The sequence below is a fragment of the Pseudomonas sp. B22129 genome, from assembly GCF_044218875.1.
Lineage (GTDB): Bacteria > Pseudomonadota > Gammaproteobacteria > Pseudomonadales > Pseudomonadaceae > Aquipseudomonas.
In genome coordinates, this window is sequence record NZ_CP162592.1 from 4,324,275 (window position 1) to 4,345,804 (window position 21,530).

Annotated in this window: 20 protein-coding genes; 11 read left to right on the plus strand and 9 right to left on the minus strand. The window is 60.8% G+C overall.

Annotation, left to right across the window (positions count from 1 at the left end; all coding sequences use genetic code 11):
• Window positions 1–20: 20 nt before the first annotated feature.
• Together AB4P94_RS19985 and AB4P94_RS19990 are read right to left on the minus strand one after the other, a co-directional pair.
• The gene (locus tag AB4P94_RS19985) at window positions 21–1,001 is read right to left on the minus strand and encodes an ABC transporter permease (protein WP_395607066.1); all 981 of its coding nucleotides are present in this window, start codon (window positions 999–1,001) and stop codon (window positions 21–23) included.
• Window positions 998–2,485, minus strand: coding sequence for a sugar ABC transporter ATP-binding protein (locus AB4P94_RS19990; protein WP_395607067.1), 1,488 nt, complete (start codon window positions 2,483–2,485; stop codon window positions 998–1,000). Before AB4P94_RS19990 ends, AB4P94_RS19985 begins: the two co-directional genes overlap by 4 nt.
• Before the next feature lie 284 nt (window positions 2,486–2,769).
• On the opposite strand from AB4P94_RS19990, the gene rpiB reads away from it, so the two are divergent.
• From rpiB to AB4P94_RS20005, 3 genes are all read left to right on the plus strand, one after another.
• On the plus strand, window positions 2,770–3,231 hold the full coding sequence (rpiB, locus tag AB4P94_RS19995; RefSeq protein WP_395607068.1) for a ribose 5-phosphate isomerase B: 462 nt from the start codon (window positions 2,770–2,772) through the stop codon (window positions 3,229–3,231).
• A gap of 63 nt (window positions 3,232–3,294) precedes the next feature.
• Entirely contained in the window at window positions 3,295–4,275 is a 981-nt protein-coding gene (locus AB4P94_RS20000) for a sugar-binding transcriptional regulator (RefSeq protein WP_395607069.1), read from the plus strand.
• Window positions 4,276–4,660: 385 nt separating this feature from the next.
• Window positions 4,661–6,247 (plus strand): transporter associated domain-containing protein, encoded by a 1,587-nt coding sequence (locus AB4P94_RS20005; RefSeq protein ID WP_395607070.1) that lies wholly within the window; start codon window positions 4,661–4,663, stop codon window positions 6,245–6,247.
• Here the strand turns inward: AB4P94_RS20005 and AB4P94_RS20010 are convergent, their stop codons facing one another.
• Window positions 6,248–6,619, minus strand: coding sequence for a thioredoxin family protein (locus AB4P94_RS20010; RefSeq protein ID WP_395607071.1), 372 nt, complete (start codon window positions 6,617–6,619; stop codon window positions 6,248–6,250).
• 80 nt (window positions 6,620–6,699) lie between these two features.
• Window positions 6,700–6,951 (minus strand): hypothetical protein, encoded by a 252-nt coding sequence (locus AB4P94_RS20015; protein ID WP_395607072.1) that lies wholly within the window; start codon window positions 6,949–6,951, stop codon window positions 6,700–6,702.
• 333 nt (window positions 6,952–7,284) lie between these two features.
• Here AB4P94_RS20015 and AB4P94_RS20020 point away from each other — a divergent pair, with 333 nt between their 5' ends.
• From AB4P94_RS20020 to AB4P94_RS20055, 8 genes are all read left to right on the plus strand, one after another.
• Window positions 7,285–8,133, plus strand: a complete 849-nt coding sequence (locus tag AB4P94_RS20020; protein ID WP_395607073.1) for a transporter substrate-binding domain-containing protein — start codon at window positions 7,285–7,287, stop codon at window positions 8,131–8,133.
• Window positions 8,134–8,185: 52 nt separating this feature from the next.
• Window positions 8,186–8,848 (plus strand): amino acid ABC transporter permease, encoded by a 663-nt coding sequence (locus AB4P94_RS20025; protein ID WP_395607074.1) that lies wholly within the window; start codon window positions 8,186–8,188, stop codon window positions 8,846–8,848.
• Window positions 8,849–8,859: 11 nt separating this feature from the next.
• On the plus strand, window positions 8,860–9,522 hold the full coding sequence (locus tag AB4P94_RS20030; RefSeq protein WP_395607075.1) for an amino acid ABC transporter permease: 663 nt from the start codon (window positions 8,860–8,862) through the stop codon (window positions 9,520–9,522).
• Entirely contained in the window at window positions 9,519–10,301 is a 783-nt protein-coding gene (locus tag AB4P94_RS20035; RefSeq protein WP_078742926.1) for an amino acid ABC transporter ATP-binding protein, read from the plus strand. Before AB4P94_RS20030 ends, AB4P94_RS20035 begins: the two co-directional genes overlap by 4 nt.
• A gap of 15 nt (window positions 10,302–10,316) precedes the next feature.
• Window positions 10,317–10,706, plus strand: coding sequence for a RidA family protein (locus AB4P94_RS20040; RefSeq protein WP_010210958.1), 390 nt, complete (start codon window positions 10,317–10,319; stop codon window positions 10,704–10,706).
• Window positions 10,707–10,875: 169 nt separating this feature from the next.
• Window positions 10,876–11,640 carry an IclR family transcriptional regulator gene (locus tag AB4P94_RS20045; protein WP_395607076.1) on the plus strand — a complete coding sequence of 255 codons (765 nt, stop codon included), beginning with the start codon at window positions 10,876–10,878 and terminating at the stop codon, window positions 11,638–11,640.
• 9 nt (window positions 11,641–11,649) lie between these two features.
• Complete coding sequence (locus tag AB4P94_RS20050) at window positions 11,650–12,858, plus strand: amino acid deaminase (RefSeq protein WP_395607077.1); 1,209 nt, start codon at window positions 11,650–11,652, stop codon at window positions 12,856–12,858.
• Between the two features lie 117 nt (window positions 12,859–12,975).
• Window positions 12,976–13,881 (plus strand): sugar kinase, encoded by a 906-nt coding sequence (locus AB4P94_RS20055; protein ID WP_395607078.1) that lies wholly within the window; start codon window positions 12,976–12,978, stop codon window positions 13,879–13,881.
• Window positions 13,882–13,991: 110 nt separating this feature from the next.
• Here the strand turns inward: AB4P94_RS20055 and AB4P94_RS20060 are convergent, their stop codons facing one another.
• The 5 genes from AB4P94_RS20060 to AB4P94_RS20080 all read right to left on the minus strand — a co-directional run bounded on the left by AB4P94_RS20060 (window position 13,992) and on the right by AB4P94_RS20080 (window position 21,290).
• On the minus strand, window positions 13,992–14,267 hold the full coding sequence (locus AB4P94_RS20060) for a peptidylprolyl isomerase (protein WP_034098324.1): 276 nt from the start codon (window positions 14,265–14,267) through the stop codon (window positions 13,992–13,994).
• Window positions 14,268–14,317: 50 nt separating this feature from the next.
• On the minus strand, window positions 14,318–16,852 hold the full coding sequence (locus tag AB4P94_RS20065) for a PAS domain-containing protein (RefSeq protein ID WP_395607079.1): 2,535 nt from the start codon (window positions 16,850–16,852) through the stop codon (window positions 14,318–14,320).
• A 137-nt stretch (window positions 16,853–16,989) separates the two neighbouring features.
• A complete protein-coding gene (locus AB4P94_RS20070) occupies window positions 16,990–18,948 on the minus strand; it encodes an acetoacetate--CoA ligase (protein ID WP_395607080.1) in 1,959 nt (652 codons plus the stop codon).
• 169 nt (window positions 18,949–19,117) lie between these two features.
• Window positions 19,118–19,891 (minus strand): 3-hydroxybutyrate dehydrogenase, encoded by a 774-nt coding sequence (locus AB4P94_RS20075; protein ID WP_046034061.1) that lies wholly within the window; start codon window positions 19,889–19,891, stop codon window positions 19,118–19,120.
• Window positions 19,892–19,898: 7 nt separating this feature from the next.
• Window positions 19,899–21,290, minus strand: coding sequence for a GntP family permease (locus tag AB4P94_RS20080; RefSeq protein WP_395607081.1), 1,392 nt, complete (start codon window positions 21,288–21,290; stop codon window positions 19,899–19,901).
• Between the last annotated feature and the right edge of the window lie 240 nt (window positions 21,291–21,530).

Here is a 21,530-nt window from a genome sequence, read left to right on the forward strand (position 1 = left end):
TTATTGTTGTGGGTCGTTCTCTAGCGTTTTTTCTTGCGCCACACGTCGATCAGTACTGCGAACACGATGATCAGGCCCTTGGCGACCTGTTGGTAATAGGAGGACACCCCCAGCAGGTTCAGCCCGTTGTTGATCACGCCGATCAGCAGTGCGCCAAACAGCGTGCCGACAATGCTGCCGGTGCCGCCCGAGAGGCTGGTGCCGCCGATCACCACGGCGGCAATCGCGTCCAGCTCGTAGGAAACCCCGGCCTGGGGCAGGGCGGAGGTGGTGCGCGCCGACAGCACGACGCCAGCCAACCCCGCGAGCAACCCCGAGACCACGTACACCGAAAACATCACCTTGCGCACGCCAATGCCCGAGGTGCGCGCGCTCTTTTCATTGCCGCCCACCGCGTACACATAGCGCCCGTAAGTGGTGTAGCGCAGCACCATCCAGAAGATCAGCGCGACCACGGCGAAGATGATGATCGGGATGCCGATCGGGCCGATCTTGCCGATGCCCAGTGCCAGGTAAGCGTCGGGCAGGTCGGTGATCGGGCTGCCGTCATTGAGGATGAAGGTCATGCCCCGCGCGATGCTGAGCATGCCGAGGGTGGCCACGAAGGGCGGGATCGACAGGTTGGCGACCATGAAACCGTTGACGACACCGAGCATCGCCCCGGCAAACATCCCGGCGCTGACCGCCGCGAGCAAGCCGTAACCCTGGGTCGCGACCATGGCGCTGCACAACCCGGCAAAGGCCAGGATCGAGCCCACCGACAGGTCGATGCCCTTGGTCAGAATCACGTAGGTCATGCCCACGGCGAGGATGCCGTTGATCGAGGTCTGGCGCAGGATGTCCATCCAGTTGCGCCAGGTCATGAAGTATTCGCTGGAAAACGCCATCACCACACACAGCAGGATAAACACCAGCGGCAGGCCGAAACGGTCGAGGGACAGGCGCAGGCGATTGCGCGGCTGGGCTGTGATGGGAGCAGTAATGGAGGTTTTGGCATTCATGAGGCAAGACTCAGCAAGGCTTCCTGGGAAAGGGCGGTGTCGGTGCTGATGGTCACCAGCCGGCCGCCTTTGAATACGGCGATGCGATCGCTCAGGTGCAACAGTTCCGGGGCTTCGGACGACACCACGATGGCGGCGCCGCCGGCGCGCACAAACTGGTCGAGCAGGTGATAGATCTCCTGCTTGGCGCCTTCATCAATGCCGCGCGTAGGCTCGTCGCAGAGCAGGCACACCGGCTCGGTGGACAGGCATTTGGCGAGCACCACTTTCTGCTGGTTGCCGCCACTCATTGAGGCCACCGGCAGCTCCAAAGACGAGGTCTTGATCTGCAGGCGTTTGACCATGTCCTGCGCGAGCCGGGTTTCCTTGCGCGCGTTGATCAGCGACCAGCTCGACAGGCGCTTGTAAGCCGACAGCGCAATGTTGGAAAGAATGCTGCCGGTGAGCACCAGTCCGCTGTCCTTGCGGTCTTCGGTCACCAGTGACATGCCGGCGTCGATCGTGGCTTTGGGCTGGCCAATGGGCATCGGCTTGCCTTGCAGGGTCACGCTGCCGGAGTCGGCGACGGTCAGGCCGTAAATGCAGTTGAGAAACTCGCTGCGGCCCGAGCCCATCAGCCCATAAATGCCGAGGATTTCGCCTTGGCGCAGTTGCAGGCTGATGTCGTGGAACTCGCCGTTGCGGCTCAGGTTGTCGACTTGCAGGCAGGTGTTGGCGGCGCATTCGCGGCCGACCTTGTGGTCGATGCGCGTCAGTTCCTGGCCGACGATGCCGCGCACCAGATGGTTGCGGTCGATGTCGGCCATGCGCCCGCTTTCCACAAAGGCACCGTCACGGAAGATGCTGTAGTCGTCGGCGATCTGCGCCAGTTCGCTGAGGCGGTGCGACACGTAAACAATGCCTGCGCCGCGAGCGGTGAGGCGGCGGATGGCTTTGAACAAGGTCTCGGCTTCGCGTTCACCGATGGCTGACGTGGGTTCGTCCATGATCATCACCTGGCAGTCATGGCTGAATGCCTTGGCGATTTCCACCAGTTGGATTTGCGCCACGCTCAGGCGGTGCATGGGGCTGGTGGCGTCGACGTCGAATTCGAGGCTTTCGAGCAGTTCGCGGGTGCGGCGGTTGAGGGTCTTGCTGTCGACGATGCAGCCGGCGCGGCGCGGTTCGCGGCCCAGCCAAATGTTTTCGGCGACGGTCATGTAAGGAATGGGTTCCAGCTCCTGGGTGATCATCGCGATCCCCGCCGCCAGGGCGTCACTCGGGCGGTTGAACTGCACGGGTGCACCGTTGAGCACAATGCTGCCGGCGTCACGCTGGGTGATGCCCATCAGGATGCTCAGGAAAGTCGATTTGCCTGCGCCATTGCCGCCGCATAACGCGTGGACGCTGCCGGCCCGCAGAGAGAGGCGCCCGTCACGCAGGGCGGGTACCCCGGCGTAAGCCTTGGCGACGTGTTCAGCCTGGAGCAGTAATGGCGTGGCCATCGGCGTGTCCTCGTGCTGTGAATTCTTATTAGGTCGCACAGTCATGTTGCGCTGTGATCATATGTGTACCAAATGAAATTCTGATCAGTCAATCTCTTTAATGTAAATGATGCGATTCTCATCTCTAGGCCGAAATATGCCTGAATAGAGGGCTTTGACTGCCAAGTCAGTTAAAAGCTGCTTGACACGAAGGGCTGAATGCACGCGAAATGTCTGATCGGAATTTCACTTGATGATCAAATGATCAGTCAAAAAGCAGAATCACGGCAGCGGAGCCAGACGCCATGAACACACCTTTCCCGGTGGCTATCGGATGCGATGAAGCGGGTTTTGAGCTCAAAGAGCTGTTGAAGCGCCATATCGAGGCGCTGGGTTACCCGGTGACCGACTTCGGTACCCATTCCACCGCGCCGGTGCTCTACCCGGACATCGCCCTGGCCGTGGCCAATGCGATTAACGCCGGGCAGCAACGCCTGGGCGTGCTGGTGTGTGGCACCGGGATCGGCATGGCGATTTCGGCCAACAAGGTGCTGGGCATTCGTGCGGCGCAGGCCCACGACACCTATTCGGCAGAGCGTGCGCGCAAGAGTAACGATGCGCAGATTTTGTCCATCGGTGCGCGGGTGATCGGCGCCGAGCTGGCGAAAAGCATCGTCAAGTCGTTCCTTGAATCGGAGTTCGAAGCCGCGCGCTCCGGGGCCAAGGTCGACCGTATCAACGCGATTGAGCGTGACGGGCATCAGTAGTGGACGGAACGGGGCAAGAGCCGGGAGAATGCGCCTTTGACGCCGAAACGGAAGCCCGTCCCCATGAGTGACAGTACCCAGCGCATTGCCAGCGATATCGATCAAATGACCGAAGTGGCGATGCTCTATTACCTTGAGAACGTCACTCAGGAAGCCATTGCCAAGCGCTTCGACCTGTCACGTGCGAAAGTCAGCCGCTTGCTCAAGCGTGCGCGCGATGAAGGGATTGTCGAGGTGCGCGTGCTGCAGCACCCGGCGATGAACAACGAACTGGAGCGCGCGCTGGTGGAGCGTTTCAAGCTCGACCGCGCATTGATTGCGGTCGACCACAGCGAGCCCGACACCCAGCGCTCGGCCGTTGCCAGCCTGGTGGCCAATTACCTGAACAAAACCCTGGGCGACGGCATGATTGTCGCCGTGGGCATGGGGCGTAATGTTGGCGCGGTCGCCGATAACGTGTTTTTGCCGGTGACGCGCAATTGCACGTTTGTGTGCGCCATCGGCGGTTCGCTCAAGGCGGGCGAATACATGAACCCGGACCATATCTGCCGTCGTCTGGCCCTGCGTTTTGGCGGCGAGAGTGAAAGCCTGTACGCGCCGGCACTGGTGGCCAACCCGGAGCTGCGCGGCGTACTGATCAATAACGACACCGTGCGTTCGACCCTGGACCGTGCTCGGCGGGCGGACATCGCGTTGATTGGTATTGGCGACATGAGTGAAAACAGCAACATGGTGCGCATGGGCTGGTTCTCACCGCAGGAAATCGCCCAGGCACGGTTGTCCGGCACGGTGGGTGACATGATGGGGTATGACTTCATCGACATTCACGGGCAGCCGGCGGTCAACGCGATTCAGGGGCGGGTGATCGGGTTGACGGTGCAGGAGCTGTTCCGCATCCCGGATGTGGTGGCCATTGCCAGTGAGAACACCAAGGCGGCGGCGACACTGGGGGCGTTGCGGTCGGGAGTGATCAATACTCTTGCAACCACCGTGACGAATGCACACACCATCCTGGCGCTGGATGATGCGACGCGAAAGTCCTGACACTGCACAGGTCGACCCTGCAGAGCAGGCCCCTGTGGGAGCTGGCTTGCCTGCGATGCAGGCAGCTCGGTCTGTCAGTAAAACCGAGGTGATGCTATCGCAGGCAAGCCAGCTCCCACAGAAGTTATGTGTCGAGTTCTACAGATCTTGTAATAGTTTTACGTTGTGGGAAATGTGACTCTCGGCTGTACGATTCAAGTCCTTTTCCCATCACAGGACTTACATGAACACCCTCTCGGAGCCTCCCAGTCGTCTTTCCCCAAGACAACCGCTGCTGCTGTTCCCTCTGAAGCACCCCGTATTTCGCCTGCTAACCTTGTCCCGGTCCACTGACCGCGCATTGCCGTGCCCGGCATTCTGAAAAACCGATAAAGAGACTCTATAAATGGAATGGTTAGCGGATCCAACGGCCTGGCTCGGCCTGTTGACCTTGATTGTGCTGGAGCTGGTGCTGGGCATCGACAACCTGGTGTTTATCGCAATTTTGGCGGACAAGCTGCCGCCGCACCAACGCGACCGTGCGCGGTTGATCGGTTTGTCCCTGGCCTTGCTGATGCGCCTGGGCTTGCTGGCGAGTATTTCGTGGCTGGTCACCCTCACGCAGCCGCTGTTCGAGGTGTTCGACAAGAGCTTCTCGGGCCGCGACTTGATCATGCTGTTTGGTGGTGTGTTCCTGTTGTTCAAGGCCACCATGGAGTTGCACGAACGGCTCGAAGGCCATGTGGCCCAGCGCACGGGCAATGCCGCCTATGCGATGTTCTGGCCGATCGTTGCGCAGATTGTGGTGCTCGACGCCGTGTTCTCCCTCGACGCGGTGATTACCGCCGTGGGCATGGTGGACGAGCTGGCGGTGATGATGATCGCGGTGATCGTGTCCATCGGCGTGATGATTGTGGCCAGTAAACCGCTGACCCGTTTCGTCAACGCGCACCCGACGGTGATCATGCTGTGCCTGGGCTTCTTGATGATGATCGGTTTTGCCTTGACCGCCGAAGGCTTGGGTTTCCATATTCCCAAGGGCTACCTGTACGCGGCGATTGGCTTCTCGATCCTCATTGAGCTGTTCAACCAGATTGCCCGCGCCCGTCGCAAGAAGTCGGCGCAGGGCACCTTGCCGGTGCGTCAGCGCACAGCCCACGCGGTGATGCGCTTGCTGGGTGGTCGCAGCCTGGCGGTGGAGGGCGTGGATGACGAGGTGGCCGATTTGCTCGGCGAGCCGGACGCCAACCAGGGCCCGCTGTTTGACCGACGTGAGCGCGTGATGATCAGTGGTGTGCTGCAACTGGCCGAGCGGCCGATTCGCACGCTGATGACGCCACGGGCCAAGGTTGATTGCATTGATCTGGCAGACGACCCCGAGACAATACGCCTGAAGCTGATGCACTCGTCCTACTCGCGGTTGCCGTTGATCCGTAACGGTGCGGTCGATGAGCCGTTGGGCTTTGTGCACAAAAAGGAGCTGCTCAAGGAATACCTGGCCGGTAACGAACCTAATCTTGAGCACCTGGCGCGCCGTGCGATCAACCTGCTGGAGAGCTTTTCGGTGCTCAACGCGCTGGAGCAGATGCGCCAGGAATCGACCCACATCGCGTTTGTGATCAACGAATTCGGCGATTTCATGGGCGTGTTGAGCATGACCGACATTCTCGAGTCCATCGCCGGTGAGTTGCCGGACGCCAGTGAGATCGAAGGGCCGGACATTGAGGAGGAGGCGGGCGGGTTCCGCGCCAACGGTGCCTTGAACCTGAACCAGATTCGCCAACGCACCGGTTTTCAAGCGGCAGCCACCGAGGATTACCAGACCCTGGCGGGCCTGGTGATGAGCCTGTTGGACCGCCTGCCCGTGGTCGGTGACAGCCTGGAACACGAAGGCTGGCGTCTGACGGTGGCGGCGGTGGAAGAGCGAAGGGTTACCCAGGTGTTGCTGGTGCCGATTGACGGTAAACCGGGGCGGGGTGCCGCAGGTTCATAGCTACAAATAGATCGGAAGGTCGGGAAGCGCTGTGCCGGAGAGGTGGTGGGAGAAAATTCCCCGCAGGTAATCTTCTTGATCTTCCGGAAAACCGATCCCCAGGTACCTTTCCACCTCCTCGTTATTTTTATACGCCACGAGGGTAGGTGTTCCGATGTCTGCCAATGCATCGATTTTCGGGGTTTGTGTTGTATCCAGAATGATGCTTTTAACCGTGCCGGCATATTCCTCGGCAATCGATTCAAACCGTTTGTTGGCGCCTTGGCATGCTTCGCAGTAAGGGGAGACAAACAGCACAAATACCCACGAATCCTGTTTCACGATCTCCCAATATTCCTTGGGATGATTGATGACCGTATTTGCCAACCCCATGATGATCTCCTTGTGTACCCAGCGACATGTTGCTGTCCGGTACGCTAAATCCGCAGATCATCAGTGTCTACTGTCAACCTTTACAGGTCTGCTGCATCCCGCTCCACCCGCTCCCGGGCCTTGCGCGCCTGGCTCGCACACTTCCTGTATTCCTCATTGTCCCGGGACGCCTTGGCCTTGCGATAACCGTGATGGTTCTGGCTGGTGTAGTCGGTGCTGTAGGCCTCTTTAAGCTTTTGCAGTTCTTCTTTGCATTCGCGCCGGTCGTTGGTGGCCGAGGCGTTGCCGGCCAGCAAAAGGGCAAGCAAAAGCAGCACAGGGCTGAGTTTCATCGGGGCGGGATCCTTGTCGGCGTTGATGTGCCAAGGCTAGTCCAGCGCGAGGATTTTTCCATGTGTGCGGGCGCACCCCAATGGTGCGTGGTAACACGGTTGTGGCGCACCGGGTTGGCGCTGTCACCGGGGTGTGGGGCCCACGGTAGCAACCAGCTGCAGAGTGCTGGCTTAACGCCTTGTCTCGCCAAGATATTTATCTGATTGATTTATAACGAATTTATCCCTGTCATATTTTTCTGTTACCGCGTATGGCACACTTTCTGCTGTCTATTCCGTTGTTACATACTAAGTTCCGGTATAGCGGAATACACAACTCCTGGAGTGCTTGTCATGCATCACCGACCTTCCGTGTTTAAAGCGTGTGTTTTTCTCTTCGCCGCATCGGCTTCCCTCGCAAGCGTAGTGCACGCGGCGGACAGCAAGCTCGATGATGTGCTCAAGCGTGGGCACCTCATCGTGGGTACAGGCAGTACCAATGCGCCGTGGCACTTCCAGGGAGCGGATGGCAAGTTGCAAGGTTTTGATATCGACATCGGCCGTATCGTGGCCAAAGGGTTGTTCAACGACCCGAGCAAAGTCGAGTTTGTGGTGCAGTCGTCCGATGCACGTATTCCCAACCTGCTGACCGACAAGGTCGACATGAGTTGCCAGTTCATCACCGTCACCGCCAGCCGTGCACAGCAAGTTGCCTTTACCTTGCCGTACTACCGTGAAGGCGTGGGCCTGCTGTTGCCGATCAACAGCAAGTACAAAGAGATTGAAGACCTGCAAGCCGCCGGCGATGGCGTCACCGTAGCCGTGCTGCAGAACGTGTACGCCGAAGAACTGGTGCATCAGGCCCTGCCCAAAGCCAAGGTTGACCAGTACGACAGCGTCGACCTGATGTACCAGGCCGTGAACTCCGGCCGTGCCGATGCGGCCGCCACCGACCAATCCTCGGTCAAGTACCTGATGGTGCAAAACCCTGGCCGCTACCGCAGCCCGACCTACGCCTGGAGCCCGCAAACCTACGCGTGTGCCGTCAAGCGTGGCGACCAGGACTGGCTGAACTTCGTCAACACCGCGCTGCATGAAGCCATGACCGGTGTGGAGTTCCCAGCCTACAAAGCTTCGTTCAAGCAGTGGTTCGGTGTGGACCTGCCAGAACCTGCGATCGGTTTCCCTGTTGAATTCAAGTGATGTGTAAACCGGGGGCGCAGCGTGTTGCGCCCCGCTTTAGGTACTGCCGACCATGAACTATCAGTTGAACTTTGCCGCCGTGTGGCGCGATTTCCCCAGCTTGCTGGCGGGGCTCGGTCTGGGCCTTGAGCTGGCCTTGCTGTCGATCGCGATTGGCTGCGTGATCGGCCTGATGATGGCGTTTGCCATGCTGTCCAAACACCGTGCGTTGCGAGTGCTCGCTTCGGTGTATGTGACGGTGATCCGCAACACGCCGATCCTCGTGCTGATCCTGTTGATCTACTTCGCACTGCCCACGCTCGGGGCGCGCCTCGACAAGATCCCCTCGTTCATCATCACCCTGTCGTTGTACGCCGGTGCTTACCTGACCGAAGTGTTCCGCGCCGGGCTGTTGAATATTCCCAAGGGGTTGCGTGAAGCCGGCCTGGCCATTGGCTTGGGCGAGTGGCGCATCCGTGCGTACATCACCGTGCCGGTGATGCTGCGCAACGTGCTGCCGGCGTTGTCGAACAACTTCATTTCGCTGTTCAAGGACACCTCGCTGGCCGCCGCAATCGCGGTGCCGGAGCTGACCTATTACGCCCGCAAGATCAACGTCGAAAGCTACCGGGTGATTGAAACCTGGATGGTCACGACCGCGCTCTACGTGGCTGCCTGTTACCTCATTGCCATGCTGCTCCGTTACCTGGAACAGCGTCTGGCGATCCGTCGTTAAGGAGGGTGTCCATGTACGAGTCCCCCAGCTGGTTGCATGAGTTGTGGATCGCCCGGGATACCCTGTGGGCGGGCTTTCAAACCAGTGTGTATGTCTCGGCGCTGGCCATTATTTTCGGCACGTTGATTGGCATTGTTGCCGGGTTGATCCTGACCTATGGCAAGTTCTGGATGCGTGCGCCGTTTCGCCTGTATGTCGATTTGATCCGTGGTACGCCGGTGTTCGTGCTGGTGCTCGCCTGTTTCTACATGCTGCCGGCGCTCGGTTGGCAAATCACCGCGTTCCAGGCCGGTGCGGTCGGGCTGACGCTGTTTTGCGGTTCGCACATTTCGGAAATCGTGCGCGGCGCGCTGCAAGCCATTCCCCGTGGGCAACTGGAAGCGGGCAAGGCGATTGGCCTGACGTTCTACCAGTCCCTGGGCTATGTGCTGTTGCCTCAGGCGCTGCGTCAGATCCTGCCGACCTGGGTCAACTCGTCCACCGAAATCGTCAAGGCCTCGACCTTGCTCTCGGTGATCGGCGTGGCCGAGTTGCTGCTCAGTTCCCAGCAAGTGATCGCACGCAACTTCATGACCCTGCAGTTCTACCTGTTCGCCGGGTTTCTGTTCTTTGTCATCAACTACGCCATCGAATTATTCGGGCGCTACATTGAAAAGCGGGTGGCTTTGCCATGAACCAACCTCAAAAAGAACAACCGCTGCTGAATATTCGCGGCCTGCGTAAACAGTACGGCCAGGTCGAAGTGCTCAAGGGCGTCGACCTGTCCATGCAGCGCGGCAACGTGGTGACCTTGATCGGCTCCAGCGGCTCGGGCAAGACCACCTTGTTGCGGTGCGTCAACCTGCTGGAAGAATTCCAGGGCGGGCAGATCACACTCGATGGCGAGTCCATTGGCTACAGCGAAATCGCCGGCAAACGGGTGCGTCACCCCGAGCGCGTGATCTCTCAGCACCGCGCAATGACCGGCATGGCGTTTCAGCAGTTCAACCTGTTCCCGCATTTGACGGCGTTGCAAAACGTCACCCTCGGCCTGCTCAAGGTCAAGAAAATGGGCAAGGACGAAGCCGTGGCACTCGCCGAAAAATGGCTGGACCGCGTGGGCTTGCTAGAACGTCGCAATCACTTTCCGGGCCAGCTGTCTGGCGGCCAGCAACAGCGTGTGGCGATTGCCCGCGCCATTGCGATGAACCCAAGCCTGATGCTGTTTGACGAAGTCACCTCGGCTCTTGACCCGGAACTGGTGGGTGAAGTGCTCAGCGTGATCAAGGGCCTGGCGGAAGAGGGCATGACCATGTTGCTGGTCACCCACGAAATGCGCTTTGCCTATGAAGTGTCCGACAAGATCGTGTTCATGAACCAGGGCCGCATTGAAGAGCAGGGCTCCTCGAAGGACATCTTCGAACGCCCGCAATCGCCGCGCCTGGCGGAATTTTTGAAAAATATTCGTTTTTAATCAGGAGTTATTTTTATGAGCATTACTCGTTACGGCGCCGGCAGCACCGCCGGTGGTGGCCAGCCTCGTCCTTTCGCCCGCGCGGTGGAAGCGGACGGTTGGCTCTACGTGTCGGGCCAGGTGCCGGCCGTGGACGGTGAAATCATCACCGGCGGCATCATCGAACAAACCCGCCAGACCATGCGCAACGTGGTGGCGATCCTCGAAGAAGCCGGCTACGAACTCAAAGACGTGGTGCGCGTGGGCGTTTGGCTGGAAGACCCGCGTGACTTCTGGAGTTTCAACAAGGTCTTCGGTGAATACTTCACCCCGGAACACGCCCCGGCGCGCGCCTGTGTGCAGGCCAACATGATGGTCGACTGCAAGGTGGAGATTGATTGCGTGGCGTACAAGAAAAAAGGCTAAATTGCCCCATTCTTGACATCACTAAAGATCAAATGTGGGAGCGGGCTTGCTCGCGAATGCAGTGGGTCAGTGAATGCATCTGTGACTGACCCACTGCATTCGCGAGCAAGCCCGCTCCCACAGGGGATCGCCAGTGCAGCACATACCTTTGATCGGACCGACAACTGCCATGACCGAAGACACCATCAAGCGCCGCGCCAAAGGACTGGACCGTGCATTCGATATCCTCGATTTTCTCAAGGAAATTGGCCAGCCCCTGCGCCCGAATGATATTGCCAGCGGCATCGGCAGCCCCAAGTCTACGGTTTACGAGTTGGTGGCGTCCCTGCTTGAGCGGCGCATCCTGGAAACCGTGGGCAAGGACGGTCACGTCTACCTTGGCCGCCAGCTGTACTTTCTCGGCCAGGCGCACCTGCGCCATTTCGACCTGACCCGCGAGGCCGACTTTGCCTTGCAGGAGATCGTCAGCCAAACCCACGAAACCGCGCAGATGTGCCTGCTCAACGGGCGCAAATACACGGTGGCGCTGATGCGTGAAGGCGAGCGGCATTTTCGCATCTCGTCGGACATCGGCGAAAACGCACCCATCCCGTGGACTGCCTCGGGGCGCCTGTTGCTGGGGCACTTGAGCGATCAGCAGATCATCGACCTGATCGACCACGACGACTTCATCCTGCCGGACGGTGAGCGCTTGCCGCTGGAAACCTTCCTGGCGCAAATCCGTCAGGCCTCCCTCGATGGCTTCTTTTCCTTCGATAGCGTGGCTGACACCTTTACCCATTGCTTTGCCGCCCCGGTACGGGACGCGCACGGCATCAGCATTGCGACCTTGTGCATCGTCGCGCCGCGCGCCGATGCGATCAAAAACTACAACGACTATCGCCGGGTGTTGATCGACAGCGCCAACAACCTGGCCCGGCGCATCAACGAATAGGAGTTTTCCATGTCTGCCCACAATGCCGTTGAAAAAGGCGCCGCCGCCGTTGGCGCGTACCTGGTTCGTGACGTCAGCCTGCCGGCCCTGGTGCTGCACCGCGACGCCCTGGAACACAACATTCGCTGGATGCAGGGCTTTGTCAGCAAGAGCGGCGCCGAGCTTGCGCCCCATGGCAAAACCAGCATGATGCCCGCGCTGTTCCAGCGCCAGATCGAGGCGGGTGCCTGGGGCATTACCCTGGCCAACGCCGTGCAGACCCGCGCCGCCTATGCCGGTGGCATTCGCCGCGTGCTGATGGCCAACCAACTGGTCGGCGCGCCGAACATGGCGCTGATTGCCGACTTGCTGGCCGACACCGATTTTGACTTCCACTGCATGGTCGATCATCCGGACAACGTTGCCGACCTGGGCCTGTTCTTCGCCGCCCGCGGCCTGCGCCTGAATGTGATGATCGAGTACGGCGTGGTCGGCGGCCGCTGCGGTTGCCGCAGCGAGCAGGAAGTGCGCGACCTGGCCAAAGCCATCAAGGCTCAGCCGGCCTTGGCCCTCACCGGCATCGAAGGCTACGAAGGCGTGATCCACGGCGAGCACGCCATCAGCGGCATCCGCGCGTTCGCCGCGAGCCTGGTGAGTTTGGCAGTGGACCTGCAAAACAACGGTGCTTTTGACCTGCCCAAGCCGATCGTCACGGCTTCAGGTTCGGCCTGGTATGACTTGATCGCCGAATCGTTCGAAGAGCAAAACGCCGCCGGCCGCTTCCTCAGCGTGTTGCGCCCGGGCAGCTATGTAGCGCACGACCACGGCATCTATAAAGAGGCGCAATGCTGCGTGCTCGACCGCCGTAGCGACCTCAATGAAGGCCTGCGCCCCGCGCTGGAAGTCTGGGCCCATGTGCAATCGTTGCCCGAGCCTGGCTTCGCGGTGATCGCGTTGGGCAAGCGCGACGTGGCCTACGACGCCGGTTTGCCGGTGCCGCTCAAACGCTACAAGGCAGGCATCTTGCCGGCTGAAGGCGATGACGTGACCGCGTGCAAGGTCACGGCGGTGATGGACCAGCATGCGTTCATGACCGTGGCGCCGGGGGTTGAACTGCGCATAGGCGACATCATTTCGTTCGGTACCTCGCACCCGTGCCTGACCTTTGACAAGTGGCAGGTGGGTTGCCTGGTGGATGAGCAGTTGCAGGTGGTTGAGAGCCTGCATACCTGCTTCTAGACCGAGTCGCGGCCATCGCAGGCAAGCCAGCTCCCACATTTTGAATTGTGAATACTTTCAACTGTGGGAGCTGGCTTGCCTGCGATGGGGCCCTAAAGAACACCCGAGACAACAGCCATGACCACCCAACCCCGCATCGCCCTCATCGGCGAATGCATGATTGAACTGCAACACCGCGCCGACGGCAGCCTGCACCAAAGCTTCGGCGGCGACACCCTGAACACGGCGGTGTACCTGCGCCGCGAACTGGGTGCCACCGGCAGCGTCGACTACGTCACCGCCCTGGGCGATGACAGTTTCAGCGATGCCATGTGCCAGCAATGGACCGACGAGGGCCTGGGCCTGGGCATGGTCCAGCGTTTGGCCGGGCGCTTGCCTGGTTTGTATTGCATCCAGACCGACGCCAATGGCGAGCGCAAGTTTCTCTACTGGCGCAACGAAGCGGCGGTGCGCGACTGTTTCACCACGCCTGCCGCCGAGCCGATCCTGGCAGCGTTGCCGGGTTACGACGTGGTGTATTTCAGCGGCATTACCCTGGCGGTGCTCGGTGAGGTGGGGCGTGAGCGTTTGCTGCAAACCTTGATCGAAACCCGCAGGCAAGGGGGCAAGGTGGTGTTCGACAACAATTACCGGCCGCGCCTGTGGGCCTCCGTGGAAGCGGCGCGCGCGGCGTATCACAAGGTGATGGCTGAAGTGGACATCGCCTTGCTGACCGAGGACGACGAGCGTGCGCTGTTTGGCTATGAAGACAGCGAGCAGGTGTTTGCGGCGTATCCGGTTATTGCTGAAGTGGTGCTCAAGCGCGGCGCGGATGCGTGTTTGATCCGGTGCGAGGGCGAGCGCTTTGCGGTACCGGCGCTGAAGGTCGAAAAGGTCGTGGACACCACGGCAGCGGGGGACTCGTTCAGTGCGGCATACCTGGCCAGCCGGCTCAAGGGCGGTTCGCCGGAGCAGGCGGCACTGGCCGGGCATCAGTTGGCCAGCCGGGTGATTCAGGTGCCGGGGGCTTTGATTCCTCGGTGAATGGCCGCCTGCGGCGGATCGCGGGCAAGCCCGGCTTCCACATTTGATCGGTGTACACCGGCCAATGTGGGAGCTGGCTTGCCTGCGATAGCGGTTTACAGCCAAGCCCCTTAGTCGCGGTAAAACACCTGCACCAAGTGGTACCCGAACTTGCTCTTGATCGGCCCATGCACCACCCGCAGGGGCTTCTTGAAAATCACCGCATCAATCGCCCCGACCATCTGCCCCGGACGAATCTCCCCCAAGTCACCGCCACGCTTGCCCGAGGGGCAGGTGGAATACTTCTTGGCCAGCACATCAAAGGCTTCGCCCTTGGCGATGCGCTGCTTGAGCTGTTCGGCTTCTTCACTGGTTTTCACCAGGATGTGACGGGCTTGGGCTTTCATCTTGTTACCTTGCAACGGTCAAACGGAAGGGCGCGCGATTATGCCTGAACTCACTCGACGACGTTGATCATGCTGCGGATTTTTGTCGCCAGCAGGTCGATGGAAAACGGCTTGGCGACCATGTCCATACCTTCCTCCAGGAAACCCTGGCGCTCGGCAGCTTTTTCGGCATAACCGGTCATGAACAACACGCGCAGGCCCGGGCGGTGCTGGCGGGCGATCTCCGCCAGTTGCCGGCCGTTCATGCCCGGCAGGCCGACGTCGGTGACCAGCAAGTCCACGCGCAAATCCGACTCCAGCAACGGCAACGCCGTACGCGCATCGGCGGCCTGGTGCGCGGTGTAGCCCAGTTCATCGAGCACATTGACCACCAGCATGCGCACCGCGGGGTCATCCTCGACTACCACAACCGCTTCGCCGGCCAGGGCCAGCGGTGCTTCGCCCAAATGGGTTGGAGCGCTGCTTTCCAGCGCGGTGCCATACAACCGCGGCAAATACAGGCGCACGCACGTGCCTTGGCCGGGTTCGCTCTGAATCGTTACATGGCCGCCGGATTGCTGGGCAAACCCGTAGATCATCGACAACCCAAGGCCGGTGCCCTGGCCGATCGGCTTGGTGGTGAAGAACGGGTCGAACGCCTTGGCGAGAATTTTCGGCGCCATGCCGGTGCCGTTGTCGCACACGCCGAGCATCACATAGTCGCCGGCCTTGACCGGTTCGAGGGTGGTGATGTCGGTGCCGTCCAGGTAGCTGTTGGCGGTTTCAATCAGGATTTCGCCGCCATCGGGCATGGCATCACGGGCGTTGATCACCAGGTTGAGCAGGGCGTTTTCCAACTGGCTGGCATCGGTGTTGACCGGCCAGATGTCCTGGCCCAGTTGCACGTTGAGCCCAATGTGCGCGCCTTTTGTGCGCCGGAACAGGTCTTCAAGTGACGCCACCAACTGGTTCGGGTCCAGAGGGCGGCGGTCCAGTGACTGGCGCCGTGAGAAGGCCAGCAACCGGTGGGTGAGGGCGGCTGCACGATGGGCGGAGGACACCGCGGCGTCGGTAAACCGGCCGATTTCATCGCTGCGCCCGGCGGCGATGTAGCGCTGCATCAAATCCAGGCTGCCGATGATGCCGGTGAGCATATTGTTGAAGTCATGGGCGATGCCGCCGGTGAGCTGGCCCACCGCTTCCATCTTCTGCGCATGGCGCAAGGCATCTTCGGCGCGCTCACGTTCGAACATCTCGTTCTGCAGGCGCTGGTTGGCCTCGGCCAGTGCCTGGGTGCGCTGGGCCACGCGTTCTTCAAGGTTTTCGTTGAGGTGGCGCAGGGCTTCTTCAGTGAGTTTGCGTTCGGTTTCATCAATCACAAAGATGTAGAAACCATTCACCGCACCGTCGTTGCTGAAGCGCGGCAGGTACTTCATCAGCGCATGGCGCGGGCGGCCGTCACGGTGCGGGGTCATGGTCATGAAACTGCAGGCCTTGCCCTTGAGCGCGGCGGCGATCTTGTCCGCGCGCCCGGCATACACCTCGTCACCGAGTACTTCGCGAATGGTCTTGCCGTACAGCTCCTGGGGCGTCATGCCGTACCAGTCCAGGTAGGCGCTGTTGTTCAGGCGAAAACGCTGCTCATGGTCAACGTAGCTGATCAGCACCGGCATGGCGTTGATGATCAGTTGCAGTTCGGTCTGGCTTTGGCGCAAGGCCTGCTCGGTGTGTTTGCGCTCGGTGAGGTCCAGTGCCGCGCCGAGGAAGCGTGCCGGGCGGCCTTGCGCGTCCTTGTAGCAGCGGCCTCGGGCAAATACCCAGCGCACCTGGCCGTCGGCTTGCAGCAGGCGGTATTCCTCGGCGTACTCGGTGCCGAAGGTAATGCAGTGCTTGATGCTGCGCGCCACCATGCCGCGGTCTTCAGGGTGCACGCCTTGCAGGTAGTCGCTGATGGGCAGCAAGCCGGCGTCGCTGGGGTCGACGCCGTGCAGGTAGGCAAAATGCGCGTCGGCGATAAAGCGGTCTTCGCCGATATCCCAATCCCAGGTGCCCACTGCGTCGGTCGCCGCCAGTGCAAGCTGCAAGCGTTGTTCGGTGTTGTGCTGGGCCTTGAGGCTGTCTTCGGAGCGCTGTTGCAGTTCGAGCGTCTTACTGCGCCGCTCGTTGGTTTCGATGGCGGTGACCAGGATGCCGGCAACGGAGCCGCTTTCATCACGGATCGGGCTGTAGGTCAGGTCGAGCCAGATTTCTGTGTCGCGGCCGTCACGCTGCAAGACGAAGCGCTGTTCGCTGAAGGTGCGCACCTGGCCACCGAGTACCGCGTCGTAGATGGGCGCGGTAAAGCTTTCCAGTTCCGGCCAGGTCTGATGCGCGGGTTGGCCGAGGGCACCGGGGTGCTTGTTACCCGCAAGCTTGGCGAAGCTGTCGTTATACAGTTGGGTCAGCTGGTTGCCCCACAGCAGCAGCATCGGCATTGGTGAATGAACAACGATATCCACCGCTGTGCGCAGGCTTTGCGGCCAATCATTGGCCTCACCGAGGGGGCTGTGTGCCCAATCCAGCCGCGCGATCAAGGCGGCGGCGCTGCCGGTGGATGTTCCATTCATGAAAAAGCCCTGCGCGTAACGCTTTGAAATATGACAAAGACCGATTATCCCGCGAGTCGGGAACGGCTGACTACCCCTCGAAAAATAGCACGCCTTGGGGAGTTGTCTTCAAATGAGTGTGCCAGGGCTGAAACCTTTCATCCTTGCGTCAGTTCAGGCCGGTCGCGAAACTGCTCCAGCGCCTGCGGGTTTGCCAGCGCGTCGGTGTTTTTCACCGGCTCGCCATGCACCACATTGCGCACCGCCAGCTCGACGATCTTGCCGCTGATGGTGCGGGGGATATCCGTGACGGTCAGAATCTTCGCCGGAACATGGCGCGGTGTTGTGTTGGCACGGATGACCTGGCGAATCTGCTGTTCCAGGGCTTCGTCCAGTTCCGTGCTGTCCTCCAGACGCACAAACAGCACCACCCGCACGTCATCCTGCCAGCGTTGGCCGATGGCCAGGCTTTCCAGCACCTGCGGGACTTTTTCCACTTGCCGGTAAATCTCTGCCGTGCCGATGCGCACGCCGCCGGGGTTGAGTACCGCGTCGGAACGCCCATGAATCAACAGGCTGCCATTGGGCCGTTGTTCGGCGTAGTCGCCCTGGGCCCACACGCCGGGAAACTGGCTGAAGTAGGAGGCGCGCAGCTTCTTCTGGTCCGGGTCATTCCACAGACCGATGGGCATGGCCGGGAAATGCCGGGTGCACACCAGTTCGCCTTTTTCCCCGACCAATGGCTGGCGGTTGTCGTCCCACACCTCGATGGCCATCGCCAGGCTCTTGCACTGCATTTCGCCACGCCGCACCGGCAGCACCGGGTTGCCGATCACAAAACAGGAGACGATATCGGTGCCGCCCGACATGGAGGACAGGCACAGCTCGCCCTTGATCTCGCGGTACACGTAATCGTAACTCTGCGGCGACAGCGGCGAGCCAGTGGAAATCAGCCCTTTGAGGCTGCCCAGGTCATGGCTCAGGCGCGGTTGCAGCCTGGCCTTTTCCAGGGTGGCGAGAAACTTGGGGCTGGTGCCGAACACCGTGATTTTTTCAGCGTCGATCAGGTCCATCAAACGCTCCGGGCCCGGGTGGAACGGCGAGCCGTCATACAACACTGCCGTAGCGCCGAGGGCCAGCACCGAGACCAGCCAGTTCCACATCATCCAGCCGCAGGTGGTGTAGTAGAACAGGCAATCTTCGCGGCACAGGTCAGCGTGCAGACCGTGTTCCTTGAGGTGGGTGAGCAGCACGCCGCCCGTGCCGTGGATGATGCATTTGGGCACGCCGGTAGTGCCGCTGGAATAGAGGATGTACAGCGGGTGGTCGAACGGCACCGCCACAAATTCCGGCTCGCCGCCGGGTTGGTAAAAATTGTGCCACAGCGCGACGTTTGCCCGGGTTTGATAATCCTCAATACGCGCCTGGGGCCGGGCGTAAGGCACGATGATCAAGTGCTGCAGAGACGGCAGGCGTTCAAGGATTTCATTGAGCTTGGCGCTCTGGTCGATGTCCTTGCCGGCGTAGCGGTAACCGGCGCAGGTGATCAGCACTTTGGGTTCGATCTGGCCGAAACGGTCGATCACGCCCTGGGTGCCAAAATCCGGCGAGGAGCACGACCAGATGGCGCCAAGGCTGGTGGTGGCGAGCATGCCCACCAGGGTTTGCCAGGTGTTGGGCATGCAGGCGGCGACGCGGTCGCCCTGGGTCACGCCCGCCGCGCGCAGGCTTTTTTGCAGGCCTGCAACGTGGGCGGCCAGTTCGGCGTAGGTCAGTTGCTCACGCTGGCCGTCTTCGCTGATGGCGACCACGGCGGGGTGATCGTCGCGACGGCGCAGCAGGTGTTCGGCAAAATTCAGGGTGGCGCCGGGGAACCATTGGGCGCCTGGCATTTCGGCATCTTCGATCAACGCGGCGCTGGGCGGGGTCTGAAATCGCACGTCGAAAAAATCGACAATGGCTCGCCAGAAATCCGGGCGCTGGTCGATGCTCCACTGGTGCAGGGCGGGGTAGTCGGCCAATTGCAGGTTGTGGCGTTCGTTGATGGAACGGCGGAACTGGTCCATGCGCGTGTTGGCGATGCGTTCGGGGGAGGGTTGCCAGAGGATGTCGGACATAGCGGCTCTCTTGTTCTGGTCTGCAATCCAGCAGTCAACATCGATCAACTGTGGGAGCGGGCTTGCTCGCGAATGCGGTGTGTCAGTAATAAATAGACTGACTGACCCAACGCATTCGCGAGCAAGCCCGCTCCCACATTTTGATCTCCTGTGTTAGTAGGGGCGGGGGTTACTGGGCCAACCAACCGCCATCAATATTCCACGCCGCGCCGCGTACCTGGCTGCCCGCCTCACTGCACAAAAACAGCACCAGCTCACCCAGCTGCGGCGGCGTCACGAACTCCAGCGACGGCTGCTTCTCGGCCAGCAAATCATGCTGCGCCTGCTGCGGGTCAACACCGTTGGCCGCGCGGTCATCAATCTGCTTTTGCACCAGCGGTGTCAGCACCCAGCCCGGGCAGATGGCGTTGCAGGTCACGTTGCTGGTGGCTGTCTCCAGGCCCACCACCTTGGTCAAGCCGATCACGCCATGCTTGGCCGCCACATAGGCCGCCTTGCCCACCGAGCCGACCTGGCCATGCACCGAGGCGATATTGACGATCCGCCCCCAACCCTTGGCCTTCATGCCCGGCAAGCTCAAGCGCGTGCTGTGGAACACCGATGACAGGTTGATCGCAATGATCGAGTCCCAGCGCTCGGCCGGGAAGTCTTCCACGGCCGCCACATGCTGGATGCCGGCGTTGTTCACCAGAATGTCCACGCCGCCGAACTCGCGCTCGGCATAGGCAATCATGTCGGCAATCTGCGCCGGGTCGCTGACGTCCGCCGGGTGGTGGCCCACCTTGCCGCCGAAGGCCTGCACCTGGGCGATCACCGCGCTGGCGTCGCCGAAACCGTTGAGGATCAAATTCGCGCCAGCCTTTGCCAGGCTCAACGCGATGCCCAAACCGATGCCGCTGGTGGAACCGGTCACCAGGGCGGTCTTGCCGTTCAATGTTGTCATGAAAACCTCACACAATGCCGGTGGCGTAGAAAGTACCGATCACCACGAACACCGCGAGGGTCTTGATGATCGTGATGCCGAAAATGTCCTTGTAGGCTTCGCGGTGGGTCAGGCCGGTGACCGCCAGCAGGGTGATCACCGCGCCGTTGTGGGGCAGGGTGTCCATGCCGCCGCTGGCCATGGCCGCAACGCGGTGCAGCACTTCAAGAGGGATATTGGCCGCATGGGCCGCCGAAATAAAGCTCTCGGACATCGCCGCCAAAGCGATGCTCATGCCGCCCGACGCAGAACCGGTGATACCGGCCAGCAGGGTCACGGTAATGGCTTCGTTGACCAGCGGGTTGGGAATGCCCTTGAGCCAGTCCGCCAGCACCAGAAAGCCCGGCAAGGACGCGATCACCGCGCCAAAGCCGTATTCCGATGCGGTGTTCATCGCCGCGAGCAGCGCGCCGCTGACCGCACTTTTACTGCCTTCGGCGAGCTTGCTTTTGATCGCAGACCAGCCAAACACCAGCACCATGACGATGCCGACCAGCAGCGCGGCCTGCACCGCCCAGATCGCGGTGAGCTTGGCGATCTCGGTGGTCACCGGCGCGCTCATGCCCGGCAAGGCCAGGCTGTGGGTTTTGCCGTACCACTGCGGGATCCAGTGGGTGAACAGCAGGTTCATCACACCCACCAGAATCAGCGGCGACAACGCGACCCACGGGTTGGGCAGGGCCAGGTTGTCGGCGGTTTCCGGCTCGTTGCGCAACTCGGTGCCATAGCCTTCGCCCGCGCGCTGGGCTTTGTTGCGCTGGCGCGCCAGGTACAGCATGCCGGCGCAGAACACGAAGATCGTGCCGATCAATCCCAGCCACGGCGCGGCCCAGGCGGTGGTGTTGAAGAAGGTGCTGGGGATGATGTTCTGGATCTGCGGCGTGCCGGGCAGGGCGTCCATGGTGAACGAAAACGCGCCGAGGGCGATGGTCGCCGGGATCAGGCGTTTGGGAATATTGCTCTGGCGGAACATCTCGGCCGCAAACGGGTACACCGCGAACACCACCACAAACAGCGACACGCCGCCGTAAGTGAGCAGGGCGCAGACCAATACGATCACCAGCATCGCCTGGCGGGTGCCGAGCAAGCGGATGGCCGCCGCCACAATCGAGCGGGAAAAACCCGACAGCTCGATCAGCTTGCCGAACACCGCACCCAACAGGAACACCGGGAAATACAGTTTGATGAACCCGACCATTTTCTCCATGAACACCCCGGTAAAGGCAGGTGCGACGGCGGAAGGGTCGGTGAGCAGCACGGCGCCGAGGCCGGCGATGGGGGCAAACAGGATAACGCTATAGCCACGGTAGGCAGCCAGCATCAGCAACGCGAGCGCTGCCAGGGCAATGATCACACTCATGGTGTGTCTCCAGATCGGATTGTTATTGTTGTGAGGGTGGTGCTTTGGGGAGGGCTATAGCGAGATGTGTGCCAAAACTTTAACTTGTTGAAATATATGAAAAATAGTTAAGTTTTAGCCGACGATTTCGATATTTGTCTCTGATTTGAGACAAATGAAAATCCAGTGTGGGAGCTGGCTTGCCTGCGATAGCGGTCTGAAAGCCAGCTTATAGGTAGCTGACAGACTGCTATCGCAGGC

Excerpts from the sequence above, each read along its gene's own strand:
- AB4P94_RS19985 (WP_395607066.1), bottom strand. The coding sequence starts at position 1,001 with ATGAATGCCAAAACCTCCATTACTGCTCCCATCACAGCCCAGCCGCGC.
- AB4P94_RS19990 (WP_395607067.1), bottom strand. The coding sequence starts at position 2,485 with ATGGCCACGCCATTACTGCTCCAGGCTGAACACGTCGCCAAGGCTTAC.
- rpiB (WP_395607068.1), top strand. The coding sequence starts at position 2,770 with ATGAACACACCTTTCCCGGTGGCTATCGGATGCGATGAAGCGGGTTTT.
- AB4P94_RS20000 (WP_395607069.1), top strand. The coding sequence starts at position 3,295 with ATGAGTGACAGTACCCAGCGCATTGCCAGCGATATCGATCAAATGACC.
- AB4P94_RS20005 (WP_395607070.1), top strand. The coding sequence starts at position 4,661 with ATGGAATGGTTAGCGGATCCAACGGCCTGGCTCGGCCTGTTGACCTTG.
- AB4P94_RS20010 (WP_395607071.1), bottom strand. The coding sequence starts at position 6,619 with ATGGGGTTGGCAAATACGGTCATCAATCATCCCAAGGAATATTGGGAG.
- AB4P94_RS20015 (WP_395607072.1), bottom strand. The coding sequence starts at position 6,951 with ATGAAACTCAGCCCTGTGCTGCTTTTGCTTGCCCTTTTGCTGGCCGGC.
- AB4P94_RS20020 (WP_395607073.1), top strand. The coding sequence starts at position 7,285 with ATGCATCACCGACCTTCCGTGTTTAAAGCGTGTGTTTTTCTCTTCGCC.
- AB4P94_RS20025 (WP_395607074.1), top strand. The coding sequence starts at position 8,186 with ATGAACTATCAGTTGAACTTTGCCGCCGTGTGGCGCGATTTCCCCAGC.
- AB4P94_RS20030 (WP_395607075.1), top strand. The coding sequence starts at position 8,860 with ATGTACGAGTCCCCCAGCTGGTTGCATGAGTTGTGGATCGCCCGGGAT.
- AB4P94_RS20035 (WP_078742926.1), top strand. The coding sequence starts at position 9,519 with ATGAACCAACCTCAAAAAGAACAACCGCTGCTGAATATTCGCGGCCTG.
- AB4P94_RS20040 (WP_010210958.1), top strand. The coding sequence starts at position 10,317 with ATGAGCATTACTCGTTACGGCGCCGGCAGCACCGCCGGTGGTGGCCAG.
- AB4P94_RS20045 (WP_395607076.1), top strand. The coding sequence starts at position 10,876 with ATGACCGAAGACACCATCAAGCGCCGCGCCAAAGGACTGGACCGTGCA.
- AB4P94_RS20050 (WP_395607077.1), top strand. The coding sequence starts at position 11,650 with ATGTCTGCCCACAATGCCGTTGAAAAAGGCGCCGCCGCCGTTGGCGCG.
- AB4P94_RS20055 (WP_395607078.1), top strand. The coding sequence starts at position 12,976 with ATGACCACCCAACCCCGCATCGCCCTCATCGGCGAATGCATGATTGAA.
- AB4P94_RS20060 (WP_034098324.1), bottom strand. The coding sequence starts at position 14,267 with ATGAAAGCCCAAGCCCGTCACATCCTGGTGAAAACCAGTGAAGAAGCC.
- AB4P94_RS20065 (WP_395607079.1), bottom strand. The coding sequence starts at position 16,852 with ATGAATGGAACATCCACCGGCAGCGCCGCCGCCTTGATCGCGCGGCTG.
- AB4P94_RS20070 (WP_395607080.1), bottom strand. The coding sequence starts at position 18,948 with ATGTCCGACATCCTCTGGCAACCCTCCCCCGAACGCATCGCCAACACG.
- AB4P94_RS20075 (WP_046034061.1), bottom strand. The coding sequence starts at position 19,891 with ATGACAACATTGAACGGCAAGACCGCCCTGGTGACCGGTTCCACCAGC.
- AB4P94_RS20080 (WP_395607081.1), bottom strand. The coding sequence starts at position 21,290 with ATGAGTGTGATCATTGCCCTGGCAGCGCTCGCGTTGCTGATGCTGGCT.